14 protein-coding genes and 1 riboswitch are annotated in these 17,166 nt (G+C 47.9%); of the genes, 1 reads left to right on the top strand and 13 read right to left on the bottom strand.

The window, feature by feature from the left end; genetic code table 11:
* Positions 1–68: 68 nt before the first annotated feature.
* From V8Q34_RS05540 to V8Q34_RS05505, 8 genes are all read right to left on the bottom strand, one after another.
* On the bottom strand, positions 69–2,126 hold the full coding sequence (locus V8Q34_RS05540) for a beta-galactosidase (RefSeq protein WP_335835037.1): 2,058 nt from the start codon (positions 2,124–2,126) through the stop codon (positions 69–71).
* Positions 2,123–3,886 carry a cache domain-containing sensor histidine kinase gene (locus V8Q34_RS05535; RefSeq protein WP_335835036.1) on the bottom strand — a complete coding sequence of 588 codons (1,764 nt, stop codon included), beginning with the start codon at positions 3,884–3,886 and terminating at the stop codon, positions 2,123–2,125. The genes V8Q34_RS05540 and V8Q34_RS05535 overlap by 4 nt, the downstream gene beginning before the upstream one ends.
* A 22-nt stretch (positions 3,887–3,908) precedes the next feature.
* A complete protein-coding gene (locus V8Q34_RS05530; protein ID WP_335835035.1) occupies positions 3,909–4,742 on the bottom strand; it encodes a response regulator transcription factor in 834 nt (277 codons plus the stop codon).
* 41 nt (positions 4,743–4,783) lie between these two features.
* The gene (locus tag V8Q34_RS05525) at positions 4,784–5,620 is read right to left on the bottom strand and encodes a carbohydrate ABC transporter permease (protein WP_335835034.1); all 837 of its coding nucleotides are present in this window, start codon (positions 5,618–5,620) and stop codon (positions 4,784–4,786) included.
* Between the two features lie 15 nt (positions 5,621–5,635).
* Positions 5,636–6,517: a carbohydrate ABC transporter permease gene (locus tag V8Q34_RS05520; protein ID WP_335835033.1), complete on the bottom strand. Its 882-nt coding sequence runs from the start codon at positions 6,515–6,517 to the stop codon at positions 5,636–5,638.
* Between the two features lie 150 nt (positions 6,518–6,667).
* Positions 6,668–7,981, bottom strand: a complete 1,314-nt coding sequence (locus tag V8Q34_RS05515; protein WP_335835032.1) for an ABC transporter substrate-binding protein — start codon at positions 7,979–7,981, stop codon at positions 6,668–6,670.
* 225 nt (positions 7,982–8,206) lie between these two features.
* Positions 8,207–8,896 carry a hypothetical protein gene (locus V8Q34_RS05510; RefSeq protein ID WP_033141562.1) on the bottom strand — a complete coding sequence of 230 codons (690 nt, stop codon included), beginning with the start codon at positions 8,894–8,896 and terminating at the stop codon, positions 8,207–8,209.
* Between the two features lie 42 nt (positions 8,897–8,938).
* Positions 8,939–9,745, bottom strand: coding sequence for a hypothetical protein (locus V8Q34_RS05505; protein ID WP_033141563.1), 807 nt, complete (start codon positions 9,743–9,745; stop codon positions 8,939–8,941).
* 275 nt (positions 9,746–10,020) lie between these two features.
* Between V8Q34_RS05505 and V8Q34_RS05500 the strand changes: the two genes are divergently transcribed.
* Positions 10,021–11,391 (top strand): MATE family efflux transporter, encoded by a 1,371-nt coding sequence (locus V8Q34_RS05500; RefSeq protein ID WP_033141564.1) that lies wholly within the window; start codon positions 10,021–10,023, stop codon positions 11,389–11,391.
* A 52-nt stretch (positions 11,392–11,443) separates the two neighbouring features.
* On the opposite strand, the gene V8Q34_RS05495 is transcribed toward V8Q34_RS05500, so the two are convergent.
* From V8Q34_RS05495 to V8Q34_RS05475, 5 genes are all read right to left on the bottom strand, one after another.
* Entirely contained in the window at positions 11,444–12,838 is a 1,395-nt protein-coding gene (locus V8Q34_RS05495; protein WP_335835031.1) for a glutamate synthase-related protein, read from the bottom strand.
* Between the two features lie 102 nt (positions 12,839–12,940).
* Positions 12,941–14,170 (bottom strand): amidohydrolase, encoded by a 1,230-nt coding sequence (locus V8Q34_RS05490; RefSeq protein WP_103732734.1) that lies wholly within the window; start codon positions 14,168–14,170, stop codon positions 12,941–12,943.
* 82 nt (positions 14,171–14,252) lie between these two features.
* Positions 14,253–14,771: a hypothetical protein gene (locus V8Q34_RS05485; protein WP_033141566.1), complete on the bottom strand. Its 519-nt coding sequence runs from the start codon at positions 14,769–14,771 to the stop codon at positions 14,253–14,255.
* Positions 14,772–14,792: 21 nt separating this feature from the next.
* Positions 14,793–15,194, bottom strand: a complete 402-nt coding sequence (locus V8Q34_RS05480) for a DUF4430 domain-containing protein (protein WP_054350367.1) — start codon at positions 15,192–15,194, stop codon at positions 14,793–14,795.
* 164 nt (positions 15,195–15,358) lie between these two features.
* Positions 15,359–15,512, bottom strand: a riboswitch (cobalamin riboswitch).
* Between the two features lie 166 nt (positions 15,513–15,678).
* Positions 15,679–17,109, bottom strand: coding sequence for a four-carbon acid sugar kinase family protein (locus V8Q34_RS05475; protein ID WP_335835030.1), 1,431 nt, complete (start codon positions 17,107–17,109; stop codon positions 15,679–15,681).
* Between the last annotated feature and the right edge of the window lie 57 nt (positions 17,110–17,166).

Genomic DNA, 17,166 nt, shown 5'->3' with positions numbered 1-17,166 from the left:
CGCCGTATCTGTTCCCGCGGCTTTCTGCGTTTTCTTGCATTTCTGTTACTCGCTCTATATTCTGTATCTTAAAAAATCCGGTAAACCTTGGTCTCATATCCCTTCAGCAGAACACTTCCCTGTACCTCATCCTTTGTGTCCATATCCATGACTGCCTCCTTCAGAACCACCTTCTGCGGCTTTTTGTCATAATTCAGGATAAACAGATACCGCTTCCCGTCCTTCACCCTCATGGCGATCTCACAGGCCTCTGATACCTCAGCCAGATCCTGATAAGGCTGCAGCACGCCTGTATAGGCCAGAAACGCTTTCACATTATCCCTGGTAAATGTCCCTCCAAAGTGCAGGACTTTTCCTTTACCACATAACGTCTCCGCCAGGGCCGGGCGTCCCTCATAATAGTTGGAACTGTATTTTGCCAAAATATCGGCGTCAGGTCCCGCAGCTGCCAGAATATCGTTAAACAGGCCAGTTTCCACCTGTCTGCCTTCCCACTCCATAGACACTGCTTCATCTGCCGGGCCCACAAAGGTATATTCCTTTACATCCGTCTGTGTCAGAGAAGAGAGAAGTCCCGGCATTGGCTGCATTACACATTTGCCTGTCTCATCCTTCTGTCCGGTCCTGCATCCCAGGATCAGGCAGCCGCCTGCTTCCACATAGGTTCTCAGCACTTCTGCCCTTTTCTCTGTGAGGATCAGGGGATGAGGATAGAACAGCACCGGATACTTTAACAGTTCCTCAGCGTCTGTATCCTCCAGAAGATAGACCATATCCATGGGAGTATGGTTTAACTGTGCGGCTGTGAAGATTTCCTTTTCACTCTTCTTAGCCAGTCTCATATGCCACACATCCAACTGGGAATCCCAGATGTTGTCATAGTCCCGCACAAGTCCAAAGGCGGCCTGGTAGTCAGCTCCTGCCATCTCACTGATGGCCTCCGTGCGTTTCCAGATCCTGTATACTTCGGACAGTTTCCGGTTGTCCCTGTTGTCATAGTCCAGGATTCCATGCCAGTAGATCTCGGTACCCATAACAGCTGTCCTCCAGCGGAAGAAACTCACATAATCAGCGCCGTGGGCAATACTCTGCATGGCCCAGAGCATCATCTGACCCGGTTTCGGGGCCGGGGCCTCCATACGGGTATTCCATCCGTTTGCCCCTGACTGCTGCTCCATAATACCGAAATGCGGACAGATGGATCGGACCTCTGTGAGATTCCGGCTCCATTTCCTGTCATTCAAGTCGTCTGAATGGATGGGGTCCTCACACAGACAGTACGCGAAATTAGGATAGGAATCATAGGTGTACACATCCAGACATTCGTCCATCATCCTGTGGTTGTCCAGATTTCCGAACATGCCGTTTGTGGTGATAAAATCCTGAGGTTTTTTATATTTTCTGATAATGTCACTCTGCATTTTGCAGAACTGTATGGCACTGGCGGATACAAATCTGGTGTAATCCAGGACCTGATGGGGATTGGTGGAATCGTGCACTGTGGGTCTGGGCACATAGATCTCTTCCCATTTTGTATACGTCTGATTCCAAAATACGGTTCCCCAGGCTTCATTCAACGCATCCAGTGTCTGATATTTTTCCTTCAAAAATTCTCTGAAGGCTGCTGTGTCACTCTCTGAATAGAAGACATCCACCTCACAGTTGATCTCATTGTCTATCTGCCATCCCACAATACAGGAGCGCTGTCCGTAGTGCTGTGCCGCCTTCTCCACAATAATGGAACAGAACTTCCGGTAAACAGGTGAGTTATAGTTATAATGTCTCCGCATACCATGCCGGAATGGAGTCCCGTCCAGACGGCAGTTCAGCACCTCCGGATACTTTTCCGTCAGCCAGACCGGCGGCGTGGCTGTGGGAGTGCCGAATATGACCTTCATACCCTCCTCCTCCGCCACATCGAGAAAAGAATCGAAAAAATCAAAGGTATATTCCCCTTCTCTCGGCTCCAGCTTGTTCCATGCAAACTCCGCGATCCGGACAGTAAAGATACCGTTTTCCTTCATACGCCGGAGGTCTTCCCTCCACAGCTTTTTGTCCCAGTGCTCCGGGTAATAACAGGTGCCCAGGGATAGGGCGGGCCAATTGAAATTCTGTGTTTTCCTCATTTAGTTTCCTCCTCCTCCTGCTCCCTGATTGTCATGGGCAGGATAAAATTAATTTTCGTTCCTCTGTGCTTTTCACTTTCTATATTAAGCCTGCTGGTTTCACCATAACACAGGATAAGCCTTCGGTAAACATTTTTAAGTCCGATATTCTGATTTGTATCATTCATTTCACACTTCTCATACAGCTCCCGGATTTCCTCCCGGCTCATGCCCACACCGTCATCTGCAATACAAAATACGACTCTGTCTTTTTCCAGTCTTATCTGCACTCGCAGCGTCCCCTTATCAAGCTTCGGCTCCAATCCGTGGATGATCGCGTTTTCAATCAGGGGCTGTAGAATAAAATTAGGTATCTGACAGGGATACGCCTGTTCATCTATATCGTATATAACAGAAATCTTATCACCGAACCGCTGTCCCTGGATCAGCAGATAATCCTTCACTGTCTTCATCTCTTCTTCCACTGTGACGAATCTGTCCTTTTTGATCATGGCCCTGAGCAGGTCAGCCAGGGATATGGTCATCTCTGAGATATCCAGGTTCCCCTGCATGATCGCCATCCAACTGATCGTATCCAGCGTATTATATAGGAAATGCGGATTAATCTGCATACACAGGAAATCAATCTCCGCCTGCTTTTGTGTGATTTCCATCTTATAGACCTTTTCAATCAGCGTTTCAATATTCTCTGCCATACGGTTATACTCGCTGCCTATCTGCCCAATCTCATCCGTGGTCTTGACCTCCACCCGGTGCGAGAGATTTCCTCTGCCGAACAGTTTCATGCTCTCCAGCAAATCCTGTGTAGGCCTGGCAATATGTTTTGTCGCCATACTGATAGAGAGAAAACTCAGAATCAGAATGCCCATCAGAAAAATGCCGGTCAGCCCGATCACTCTGTATGTATTTTTATAAAACTCCTTAACGGAAACAGCCTCCACCAGAGTCCAGCCATTGGGCATCTGATTTCCTACATAGTAAAATGAATTTGTTCCGTTCAAAATGTCATACCGGGATGTCTCAGACTCCCTCAGGGTCTCTATCTCCACCGGAAATTTATCGCCCAGATACTTTTCGTGATTGGTGACCGTAATAATGCCGTCCTGGTCCACCACATAAGACGCTCCGGAATACTCCGTGGAATTATCTTTAACAATATCACCGAAATATTCTCTCTCGTAGACAATATTAATGTATCCGATGGGCTTCATGGTAGTCAGGTCCAGTATTGCCTTGGCAATGCAGATATCATCGTCCGGTCCCACAAGTCCCCACAGGGTTGTCCCGTTGGCAGCATAGATATCTTTTTCCGAAAATGCAAAATCCGTTCCGCGGCCCGTAATCTTTTTCACAGAAAATTCCAGTCCGCTTTTTGAGATCACACTCAGGGAAACCACGTCGGAACTGAACAGTGCATTTGTCTCCAGTTCCCGCTCCACGACCTTACTGATATTCCTGATACTGTACAGCTCCATCTCCTGTCCGTTCACAATTTCAAGCTGCTCCTGGATCACGGCGCTGGACAGAATCTGGATATTGATATCCTCTATGGTTTGAATCATATTTTCCAGATTATTGGTTGTCTGCTGTGTGACATCCTGTAAATAAACCTTGGAAATCTTTCCGTATCCCTGCCTGAAAACCGCGGCAGAAAAAACAGAGATCCCGGCTCCTGTGACAGTGATCAGAACTGCGAACACCAAAAGCATCTTTTTTCTGATTCCTGTGATCTTCAGTCTGCACTTCCTTTTTCCCCTCATCACATGCCCCCGGACAGTTCTGTTATTTTTTATCCTGTATCAGCTCCAATATACTCTTAATACTGTAGTTTTTCTGCTGTCCAGCATTTTTCCTGAATTCACCGGGACTGCAGCCAAAAGCCTTCTTGAACACCTGGCTGAAATACCTGGCATCCCGGAAGCCGGACTTTTCACACAGCAGACCTATCTTCACATTTTCTTCCCTGAGCAGCCAGGCAGCTTCTGCAAGGCGCATACTGTTTAAAATCTCACTGAAAGAATATCCCGTCTCCTTCTTGATCATTCTGGAAAGATATGCGGGCGAAAAATGATAGGTATCCGCAAAGGAATTCAGCGTGATGTCCTGTGTAAACCTCTGGGCCATATCCTGCAGAATCTCCATACACTGCTGGTTGATACCTCTGAAATGGTGCCGTATCTGGTTCCCTAAGTCAACACTGTCCGCATCTGTTTCATACCTGCGCACCACGTTCTCCTGATAACGCCTCTGTTCCAGCCGTCTCATAACACCCGATACGGTTTCCAGAATATCCCTGGGTCTTAAAGGTTTCAGCATATAGTCAAAGACCTCATTTCTGATTGCCTTCTGGGCATAGGAAAAGTCAGAAAATCCTGTCAGAAGAATAACCGCGGTGTCCAGATCATACTCTTTCACATACTCAGCCAATTCAAGCCCTGTAAGCCCCGGCATCTTGATATCACTTATCATGATATCCACCTTCTTCTGCTGCAGCATTTCCCTGGCCTGCAGCCCGTTTTCCGCTTCATACACATTCTCAATCCCTATACTTGACCATGGAAGGGAGAGCATCCCCCTCCGAATAGCCATCTCATCATCTGCAACCAGTAAATTCATGTCCCCACCTCTTGTATCAACAGTCTGACTGCTGCCATGTATCATCCTTTAACTGCCCCTGCCACCATGCCTTCCATAATATGCTTATGCAGCCATATGTACACAATAATACTTGGTATAATCGTAATGATCACCGCCGCAATCTCCGCCACATAATTGGTCGCGTACTGCCCCTGAAACTCCGTCAGACCCACGGGAAGCGTCATCTTGGAGGCATCCGTCAGGAATATCTGGGGAAGCAGCAGGTCGTTCCATATATTGATAAAAGTAACGACTGCCACTGTCACAACAGATGACTTTGAAATAGGCATAATGATCTTAAAAAATATCTGGTAAATATTACACCCGTCCATGACTGCCGCCTCCTCCATTTCTTTTGGAAGAGACCCCATAAATCCTGTCATAATAAAAATCGCCATCGGAAAAGCAATCGCAATATGCGGTATGATAACTGCCAGATGTGTATTCAGAAGCCCCATCCTGTTAAACATGGAAAACAGAGGAACCACCATAGCATACACCGGAATCATCATCCCCAGAAGAAACACATTCAGTGTCAGTCTGGACAATTTCCACTGCATCCTGGTTATTGCGTAAGATACCATACTACTCAGTACAACTGCCACCAGAACAGCCGATACTGCAATAATAACAGAGTTGCCGAAATATTGCAAAATATGGCCTTCTGTTATGGCCTGAACATAATTATCCAGGCTGAAATGTTCCGGCAGCCCCCAGGGATTTGCATACAACTCCGTATTTGTTTTAAAGGAACTCAAAAACAGCCACCAAAGAGGATACAGACATAGTATCGTAAAAATCCCCAGCACAATATATTTCAGTACAAGAAAAACCTTATCCTTTGCTGATAATCTCATCTCACTGTCCTCCTCTTAAAATTCAACAGGTTCCGAACGGAACACCAGGTTTGACAGCAGCACGGAACACATACACAAAATCAGCAGTATCACACCGATTCCGGCTGAATATCCGTACTTCAGCGTCCTGAACCCCTGATAAAACATATAGGTTGACATAAGTTCCGTAGCATGATTCGGCCCGCCCCCTGTCATAACGGCGATCAAATCATAATACTTGAGGGAACCTGTAATGATAAGCACAGCATCCACCTTCAAGATCGGCTTAATAAGCGGAAATGTAATACTCTTAAACTGCACCCATTTACTGGCCCCGTCAATTTCCGCTGCCTCATAATAAGAGGACGGAATATTCTTCATGGCTGCAATCTGAATGATCATGTGATAACCTACAAACTGCCACATAACAACCACAATAATACAAAACAAAGCCAGATTCTTATCCGACAGCCATACATGCTGCAGACTCTCCAGGCCGATGATCTCCAGAAACTTATTCAAAAGCCCAAACTCCGAGTTATACACAAATGTCCAGGTCAGCCCCACAGCCACTCCGCAGATAACACTCGGCAAAAAAAACACTGTCTGGAAAAAATGACTCCCCTTAATCTTCTGAAACAAAATATTCCCAAAAAGCAGCGCCAGCGGCAAATGTGCGATCAGCGACCCAATCACCATCAAAATATTATTTCTCAAAGCCCCCGTAAAAGTCGAATCCCGAAACAAATTAACATAATTCTTAATCCCCACAAATTTACTGGGACTCATCAAATCCGTCTGCAAAAAACTCACATACACATTATATCCAATCGGCACCAGCACAAAAACCGTATAAATCAAAAAAGCCGGCAGCACAAAAACCGCAATACTCTTCTTATTACCCAGAACCTTATTCATTCCACATCACCTCACCAATTTGCAGCCAAAGTCAGGGGAGGAAGGCGGGGCAGAACCGGGCCGGACTGCATCGTTTTGCAGTTACCCTCCCCCTCCGGCCCGGTTCTGTCCCGCCTTCCTCCCCGTCCCTTTATCCATAAATCATATCAACTACCTATCAGCATTATCCTCTGCAAACTGCTGTAGCCTATCAAACGCTCCCTTAGCATCCTCTCCCCCAAGAACCGATACACAGGTATTATTAAACTCCACACCTTCACCAGCCCCAAACTGTCTGTCCCACCAGGGAGTCAATCCCACCTGTTCATTAGAGATTGTCAGCACTTCCGCCATAAGCGGTGTCAACTTACTGGTATCCAGATTGAAATTATCTGCCGGAATCCTTCCATTTTCATACAGCAGCATCTCCTCCATCTCCTGAGAAGTCCAGAATTTCAAAAACGCAACTGCCGCGTCCTTATTCTTACAGGTCTCCGATACAGCAAAACTGGTATCCACAGACCCAACCGAAATATTATTATACTGCGCATCACAGGCCGGCAGCACAAAGGCCCCCGCGTCCTCACCTATACCGCTTTTCTGAATCTTATCTGCATCCCATGCTCCCATAAAATACATGGCAGCTTTTCCGTTGGTAAACAGATCCGTAGACTCTTCCGGTCCCATGCCTATATATCCATCCTGAAAATATCCCGCATCGGCCATCTTTTTCACTTCTTCTGCCGCTTTTACATGTGTCTCATTATTCCACTTTTCATTTCCGTCACAGATATCCTGAAAAAGCTTGTCCCCTGCCATACCGCCTGCTATCTGCTGTACAAACTGAGCGGGAATCCAGGCATCCGTTCCGCACATAGCCATAGGAGTTACCCCGTTATTTTTCAGAGTGTCGCACACTTCCAAAAACTCATCATAGGTAGACGGTACCGAAACCCCGTTTTCCTCAAAAATCTTTTTGTTATAAAACATTACACATAATGACTTCTGCGTCGGAATCCCATAATTTTTCCCGTCATATGACAGCAGGTCAAGGGTACCGTCAGCAAAACTATCCTTCCACTCCGCATCCTTTTCCAGATATGAAGTAATATCCGTTACCTTACCACCCTCCACAAACGGCTGCAGATACGACAATTCCCATGTAAAAAACACATCCGGCACTGCGTTAGAGGCCATCAGCGTAGTCAGCTTTGTCTTATACTGCTCATTCTCATAGAAATCAATTTTTACCTTTACACCATACTCATTGTCCTCAGAGAACTTTTCAGCTATGGAGTTGTAGGCATCAATATAGGTATCTGCCTCTGTCCCCACACACATGACAGTAAGTGTATCACTGTCACCCTTTTTGCCTGCAGAGCCGGAAGCCTCCTTCCCACTGTTTCCGCCGCTGTTCCCGCAGCCTGCCAGCATACCGGTCATCATTACCGCTGTAAGTAACACAGCTACTGTTTTCTTCCTCATTTCTATTTCCTCCGTAATCTTTTTGATAAAATCATTGTAACTCATGTCAATCTGACGGAACAGGTGCCTTTCTTACCAAAAATGTTTGATAATTTGACCATTCCATAAAAGGAGTACGCAATATAAAAGGGAATTATCACCAAGCCGCTGTCTGCGGCCCGGGATAATTCCCTGATTTAAACGAAAGCATGTTTGTAAATTCATTCCGATAAGCGGCAGTTCTCGCTACTTCCTGCTCTTAATATAGCAAATATTACTGATCAGAAAACTGCTGTGTTTCTTCACATAATTAACATACTCCTGCCTGTTGATATAATACTCCTTCCCCCAGGAGGAAACCCGCATCCAGGTATCATCCATCCCCGTCACGGTGACGAAATGCGCCTTTATCTGGCAGGAAGGGGAATACTCTCCCTCTGGGGAACGGTGGTACATATTCAGCCTGTGTTTTCCCCACACAAAGGGGAAATTAGGTCCTACCAGCAAAATGACAGGAATATCATGGGCCAGCATGGCGCTGATCCTCACCCACAGATTTCTGGGCAGCACGCCGAAGGCTGCCCTGAGCCTGATCCTCTCATGCCTGAAATACCTGTTAAGCCCCAGCACCAGCATCCACCCTGCCATGCCGAAATGAGGAATGACCGGCAGGTATTTCTTCCTAAAGTAGTTAACATAACTCATATATTCCGGCAGTTCAAGAATTCCGTTTTCCAAATAGGCTTCCTGAAATAATTCCGTCCGGCAGATATCTTTATGTAAACTTAAATACAGCAATAAATCTGTCCCGCCTATGACACCGCATCCGCATTTTCTCATAACAGCAGAATCTGACCACGCCTGGTTTCCTCCAAATGACAGGACGCCGTCCTTTTCTATCACTGGATATGGATTATGTAAACTGCTTCTCTGCATACTTATGTCAACCTTTCTCTCTTATTTTATACTGTATCTGCCTCACAGGACTTCTGCTTCCAGTTCATCGGAAACAGTGACTTTTCCGCCCATTTTGCACTGTACCGTTTTTCCTTCCCGGCGGATCACTGTTGCTTCGATCTGACCATCCGGCTGTCTCAGTACATACACGTAAGTGCCGTCCTCTTTTCTGTCCGCCAGATACACCGCACATGCCATACTTCCGCTGCCGCAGCTGGATTCCCACACAAGGGAATCTGTCTCCACTACATATACCACAGGCGTCATCCGGTAGCATTTCTCCATGCCGTCACCGCTGGGTTCCAGGAACATGATGCCGTATGCATCGCATGTCTCACACGCCCTGGCTGCCTTCAGCACTTCCTGTACGAAGGCATCACTCCTTCTCGGCCCCTTCACGATCATATGGCTGATGCCGTCAAAGCAGACCATGGGACAGGTTCCCAGGTCAGGCACAGAAAGATTTACGATTTTTCGCGGCAGCGGCATGGTCGTGCGGCTGGTACCGGCTTCAAGGTCCACCTCAACATCCAGGGGGGATTCCGAACCGCTCACATCCACCTGCACAAGCTGCGGATGGTTCTCGTCTACAAGACTCTTCAGATATCCGAAACTTCTTGTGGCATTTCCGCAGAACTCACCGCCCATCATCTGCATATGCTGGGTTCCGTCCTCCTTTTCCTCCACAAATCCAACCTGCTCCGCCTTATACTTCTTCTGCTCCAGAAGCTGGTTGGCTGCCTCCGCGTACTGACTCCTTTCCAGTGGTGTCATGACAAAAATTGTGATATTCCCTGCCGGGTCCGCTACACGTATCTTTACCTTCATAAGTTCCTCCAGTCTTACCCCATACAAAATTTTTCTGCCTCTATCATACCACAAAATGGTTACTGTTCACAGTAAATTCAGCACGTATTTTTATGTGCTGTTACATATTAATCCGTAAAAAATAAATAAAACTATTTTCTCTTATCGACTTTCCCGAAAAACTGTGTTATATATGTATATAGGGCATAAGGTGTGAAATCTTATGTGCTTTTTTTCGATATAAATAAACATGCTTTCTGCATGAATTTTGACGTTATAAACAGGGGGGAAACATCATGGGTACAAAACAAACCGGTCAGAATCAGATCACCGAGGGAGTCATCTGGAAACAGATTCTCCTGTTTTTCTTTCCCATTATGCTGGGCACATTGTTCCAGCAGCTTTATAACACAGCGGATGCCATTGTGGTAGGCCGGTTCGTGGGCAAGGAAGCCCTGGCCTGCGTGGGCGGTTCTTCCGGGCAGCTCATCAACCTGGTCGTGGGCTTTTTCGTGGGCCTTTCCTCCGGTGCCACGGTCATCATTGCCAGATATTACGGCGCCAGAAATAAAAAGGACTTAAATGCCACGCTCCACACAGCGGCAGCCCTGTCCATTGTGGGAAGTATCATCATCACTGTGCTGGGGCTGATTCTTACCCCCTTCATGCTGCGGCTGATGCACACACCGGAAAATGTAATGGCAGGTTCCGCGTCTTATCTGCGCATTTATTTCGGCGGCATCGTCTTTGTATTTATTTACAATGTGGGGTCTGCGATCCTGAGAGCAGTGGGGGATTCCAAACGTCCCCTGTACTATCTGATCGTGTGCTGCTTTATCAATATATTTCTGGATATCCTGCTGGTAGTGGGATTGGATCTGGGGGTTGAGGGAGCTGCCATCGCCACGCTGATCGCCCAGGCCGTAAGTGCCATCCTTGTAGTGCGCGCCCTGATGCAGCCGGGAGAAATGTATCTGCTGGAAGCAAGGAATATCCGTTTCCACAGATTTCTGCTCAAATCCATAGTCACCATCGGGCTTCCTGCCGGAATCCAGTCTGTCATGTATAACATTTCAAATATTATCATACAGACCTCGCTGAACAATCTGGGAACCGATACCATGGCAGCCTACACGGCATTCGGCAAAATGGATGCTATCTACTGGATGATATCCGGCGCCTTTTCCATCGCCATCACCACCTTCGTGGGGCAAAACTATGGGGCCGGAAAATATTCCCGTATGAAGAGAAGCGTGTTTGTCTGCCTGTTCATGGACTTTATCGCTTCCATACTGGTAAGTGCCCTGTTTCTGCTGTTTGGCAGCTATATCTTCCGCATGTTCACCCAGGACCCGGAGGTTATCAAAGTGGGAATGAAAATCATCCAGGTGATCGCGCCAAGTTATGTGCTTTTTATCTTCATAGAGATCCTGTCCAGTGCCCTCCGCGGCATCGGAGACGTGCTGATTCCCATGATCATGACATGCGGCGGTGTGTGTCTGCTGAGGATTTTCTGGATTTTCGCAGTTGTGCCGCATATTCCGGGGATTCAGAGTATACTTATGAGTTATCCGATTTCCTGGGCATTGACGGCTGTGCTGTTTATCATTTATTATTTTGTAAAACAGAAGAAATTTTACCGCTCGCTTCCGGGCGAGGAAGTTTAAAAAACCGCGGGGCAGTCTCCGTTATGGAGCATACCCCGCGGTATCTTTATGCTTATGCATGTGCTATGTCTGTAAATTCTGATATCTCACGGTTAATCGTGCACAGGTCATCCACATTCATCTCATGGACATCTTTATGCCCTGTGATACGGGCAAATGTTTTCAGTTCTTCCCTGCTGCAGTTTAAAAAGTTCGCCGTTCTTTTGGCTGCCGCGTCCACCTTCAGGCGCTTTCTGAGTTCCGGGTCCTGGGTAGCCGCGCCTACCGGACACTGGCCCGAGCCGCAGATACGGTACTGCTGACAGGCTGCCGCTATCAGAGCCGCAGATGCAACAGCAACGGCATCCGCACCCATGGCAATAGCTTTTGCGAAATCCGAGGACACCCGCAGACCGCCTGTAATGACAAGGTCAATCTCCGCACCTATGCTGTCCAGATATTTTCTGGCTCTGTGAAGCGCATAAATAGTCGGCACGCTGGTGGAATCCCGCACCAGTTTTGGGCTTGCTCCCGTGGCACCGCCCCTGCCGTCAATGGTAATAAAATCAGGCGCTGCAAACACACAGTATTCCAGATCCTTTTCGATCCTGCCTGCCGCGATCTTGATCCCTATGGGACGCCCGCCGGAGGCCATTCTGAGCTGGTCCACCAGTTCCTTTAAATCCTCTTTTGTATTGACATCGGGGAATTTGGACGGACTGATCACATCCTGTCCGAGGGGTTTGTTTCTGATGGCTGCAATCTCAGGTGTCACCTTTTCTCCAGGCAAATGGCCGCCCATTCCCGGCTTTGTACCCTGCCCGATTTTAATTTCGATGGCATCCGCTGTGGAAAGATTTTCAGGTGTAACACTGTAACGGTTGGGGACGTATTCAAATATGTACTTGTACGCAGCCGCTTTTTCCTCCGGAAGGATTCCTCCCTCCCCGCTGCACATGGCGGTTTTTGCCATAGCACTGCCCTTTGCAAGAGCTGTCTTCATCTCCTTTGACATAGCGCCGAATGACATATGTGATATGTAGACCGGCATGTGCAGGACCATTGGTTTCTCAGCATGTTTCCCTATCACCGTAGTGGTGCTGACCGGGTCGTGCTCCATAAGAGGCGGCGGATTGAGCTGGGCACCCAGTATCAGGATGTCATCCCAATTGGGCATTTTCATCTGTGTGCCCATGGCCTCTATGATCGGCTTTCCTGTGACCGCCATCTGATGGATCTCTGCCATATAGCGGCAGGAGGGATCACGGCGCACATACTCCGGCGGATAATCAAGCGCATTTTCCGTTCCCGGCTCTTCCGGCGCCGGTGCCTTCTTCTCTTCCTCCTCTATACGCACAAATACGGAAGCCGGCTGTTTACATACAGGACACTGTTTTAGGTCCTCAAACTTTTTACTTTCTGTCTCTTCAAAAATATACCCGCATACACTACATTTGTATTTTGCCACACTTACATCCTCCTTTGTACCTGCGGCTCTGCAGGAAGGACCTGCAGTCCGCACTGCCTGCTGAATAGTTACCTTTATCTTACCACAGCATTTCAAAGAATTCTACTCATTCTCTCCTGCCGCCGTTTTTTGTGCGTCCTTTCGGCTGCCTCCCGGTACAAATTCAGAATTTTCCTCATCTTTCATGCCGTTATAGATGATCTCACCGTCAATTATGGTATAAAGGGTCTTCGTGAAAACCTCCATGGGATTTCCCGTAAATATGGCAATATCTGCGTCTTTTCCGGCCTCTAGACTTCCCACACGCTGCTCTACGCGGCATATTTTGGCGGGATTGATGGTAATGGCCTTCAGCCCTTCCTCCATGGGAAGCCCCTCCTTCACCGCCAGCCCGGCACACAGGGGCAGATATTGGATCAGCGCCACAGGGTGGTCTGTGGTCACTGCAATGAGCACCCCTGCCTCTGCCAGGATCTTATTGGTCTTGAAATTCATATTCTGCACTTCCAGTTTGGAGCGCGAGGTTAAATCCGTGCCCACGATCACCGGGAACCCGGATGCCTTTACCTCATCCACGATTAGATGTGCCTCTGTGCCGTGGTCTATGGTTATATCTATATTAAATTCCTTTGCAATGCGGATGGCGGTCAGTATGTCGTCCGCCCTGTGCGCATGGACCTTCATAGGGATCACACGCTGGAGCACAGGCATCCACGGTTCCTTCTCAAAGTCCTCCCTGTCAAGCCGGCCCCGTTCCTTGTCCTTCTGGTATTGCACTGCCTCCAAAAGTGTCCTGCGCAGAAGAGCTGCCTCCCCCATTCTGGTAGCCGGGCAATTTCCCTGCTCCCCGTAAGTAGTTTTTGGATTTTCCCCCAGTGCTGCTTTCATGGCTGCCGGGTTCAGTATCGCCATATTGTCCACACATCTGCCCTGGGTCTTCATAAACACAAACTGGCCGCCCACTACATTGGAGCTTCCCGGCCCGGTCATCACAGAGGTGATTCCTGCCTTGATCGCGTCATGAAATGCCGGGTCCATGGCATTAACAGCATCAATCGCCCGCAGTGCCGGCGTCACCGGGTTTGTCAGTTCATTGCAGTCATCCCCGATGGCACCCCATTTTTCCTCAGAGATTCCGATATGGGCATGTGCCTCGATCAGCCCCGGCAGCACCCAGGCACCATCCACATCCAGAACCTCTTCCCCCTTCTGCCTTTTATCCAGTGAGGACATGGTTCCCACCTCTGTGATCACCTTGCCCTCTGTTCTTATATATCCGCAGTCTACCGGTTTTCCGGTCATGGTAAATATTTTCCCATTAATTATCAGCATAAAATTCCCTCCTTTGCAGATACCTGACTTCTTTAGTATCCGCAGAGGAGGGCTTTCATATTCTTCTGCTGTTTCATTACTTTTATCTTATTTGCGGGCTTGAAGGCACATGCACCTGCTGTACATTTTCAAGCTTTTTCAAAATATAATACATCGGCTTATATAAGACCAGACAGACCACCACATTGCCGATGCAGTGCAGCACATCGAAATGCAGCCCTGAGATCCAATAGGCCAGACCACCGCCCACACCGCCTGATACAAAATACGGCAGCGCACACAGAAATCCAAAGGCCAGCCCATAGGCGCCGGCGATTATACTCCAGACCAACGGCGATTCACTCTTAACTACAAGTACGATCAATGCGAGAATGCTCCACACATACAGATAGTTGAACCACCAGATCCCGAACCCGTAGAAGACGCCTTCCAGCAGGGCAAACGCGTAGATAATAAAGAAAACCTTCTTTTTGTACACCTGTGTATACAGAATCACCAGCAATGTCACCACTTCAATATTGGGAAGAAAAGCCATACACACCTGTCCCAGAAACAAAATGGCTGTCAGCATTGCCATAATAACAAGAGACCTTGTTTTCATTGGTATTTCGCATCCTTTCAATCAATACCCCTCAGTCAGGGTCAGTTCAAAAGTATCCCCGTCCTCTATAGGCGTCTGGTCCGCTGATGTATTCACCTGTTCTCCGCCCTTTGTCAGGCACCACCACTGCTGTTTGGAATCGTCTGCTTTCTCACCGTCCACAGATGTCATGAAAAGCCCGTACTGGCCTTCCTCACCTTCCACCAGATTCTCAGCCTGGATCACCGCTCCAAGATATGCCTCGTCAGTCGCATAACTGAACTCCTTCTCACTGCCGTCTCCGTGTACTACTTTTACTGTGACGGTTTTGTCACCCTCCGCTCCTTTCGGCATGAAATTTTTGTAAACCAGGAGCAGGACTGCGCATACGACGACCAGCGCTATGGCTCCTATGATTACTTTTTTGCTGTTGTTCTTTTTCATGTTGTTCTCCTTTGCCTTTTGTAGAATCTGCTGCCGCACCCAGCACCCGCTGCCGGTATGAATAAAGTGCACTAAAAAAACAGACTCGCTTCTATATACGGGCCTGTCACGGAATCATTATGATGAATCTGTAATCAATCCGGAATGCACGGCTTTGTACGGAAGCTCCATTCCATCCGGCGGCAGGTATCCTGGCTTTGGAATACTATATTCCTTCACAGCGACCACATCGCTCAGGATTTTCACCTGATTCCCCTGTCGGCAGATTGTCATGTTCAACGGCCAAATATTCTCTGCACCGTTTATATTAGTTTTATCTTATCATACTGAGTGCTAATCGTCAAACTACTTTACTCAAACTTTGCACATAGATTGTAAAAGTTCAGCCTTCCGCTGTCCCGTGAAGTGCTGCCTTGCAATTACAAGGCAATCCCGAGACAGCCACGCGCCAGGCTGCGGTCTTTGCAGTCTGTGTATATGATTTCTATTTCTGTCCGTATTCCAAAATTTTCACTACCCGCAGCAAATCCCCATCCTCCCCTACATTCCCCGGAAAGATCACATAGGGAAGTCCCGGAAATCTGCTCTCCTCTCCGGTCACCCACACCGGTATCCCGGGAAGAATCTGTCCCGGTACAAAAGCTTTCCTTACATTCAGCGCTTTGGTTCCGATATTGCTGGATGTGATCCCCCCTTTTGCCACCAAATATTTCGGTCTCACGCTGAGAGATGCCACGATTTCGGTCACAGCATCCGCTATCCGTACAGACAGTCTGAGGTTCTCTTCTCTGTCTCCGGAGAGCGCATGGATCACTCTGCGGCTGGTATAGACCACCACACTTTTCCCTGAGGCCAGTATTCTGCTGCATTCTTCACTGATCCTTTGGCACTCACTTATAAGCATTACTTCATGGGCGGCTGTCTCAGCATGAAACTCCAGAAAGGACAGTTCCTTACACTTTTTCAGCTCATTCAACTGCCTGGTGGTCTTATCTACATGAGAACCTATCACTATCAGACCTCCGTACCCCTTTTTTTCAACATGCAGTTCCCGGGACGTCAGCATAGGTTTCTCCGTAATGCCTCCCAGTATCTGCACTGCGGAGGCGGCTGTCCGCAGCAAAAACCGTTTTTCTCTTTTCCATGCCGCCCAAAAAGCCACGGCAAACACCTTCAGATCACCGTAACAGGCTGCATTCACAACAACCCTGCCAAAATCCTGTACCCCCATAAGCTTTTCGGTTATTTCATCCACCTTCCCCTCTCTCAATTCATTCAGAGAGATGGAAAGTACAGACTCTTTTCTCACCCTGCCGCAGCTTTTTTCCTCCACCCATTCTTTCAGGTCAGAGCTGCGATAACCAAACGTAGCATCCCTGGCAAATTCGGTATCTCCTGCCGGAATCAATTTTCCTTCCCTGTTTTTCACATAGTGAATATCACGAATCGTAAATCGTCCGCCTTCTTCAAAAAAAGGACAGAGTATCTCCCCGTCCACCCTTAGTCCCTTCTGTTCTAATCCCTCTCTGAGCGCATCCGTCTCCGCGGGATAATGACCTCTCAGGGTTGAATCACCCCTGCTCACCAACAGAAAATCCCTGCCGGTCTCCTCAGACACCTCCATTACATTCGCTGCAATTTCCCTCTGTATCGTGACCGACCTTTCCTGCCCCATACTACGGGAATTTGTCAGAATATAAAATACCCTTTCATCCCCGGCAAATCCCTGTCGGATACTCTCTTTATCCCAATGTGTGTACACGTAAACCCCGTGTACGGTCTGAATCCCCGTGGGATCATCATCCAGGACCACAATCTTGACGCCGGCCTCCTCCACTGCTTCTCTGTATCCCTGCTCTTCTTCCCCAAGGAAATCACTGTCCGGAAATATATCTTTATCTTTTATATCAATCATGCATCTTCTCCCTTCTGCATTATCCCATATCCGCTGCCTGATTATGTTAAAAGAGGC

The sequence above is a fragment of the Blautia sp. JLR.GB0024 genome, from assembly GCF_037000545.1.
GTDB classification, from domain to species: Bacteria; Bacillota; Clostridia; order Lachnospirales; family Lachnospiraceae; genus Blautia; species Blautia celeris.
Note: the sequence above shows the minus strand (reverse complement) of the source record. Positions and strands in the feature narration are given on the sequence as shown.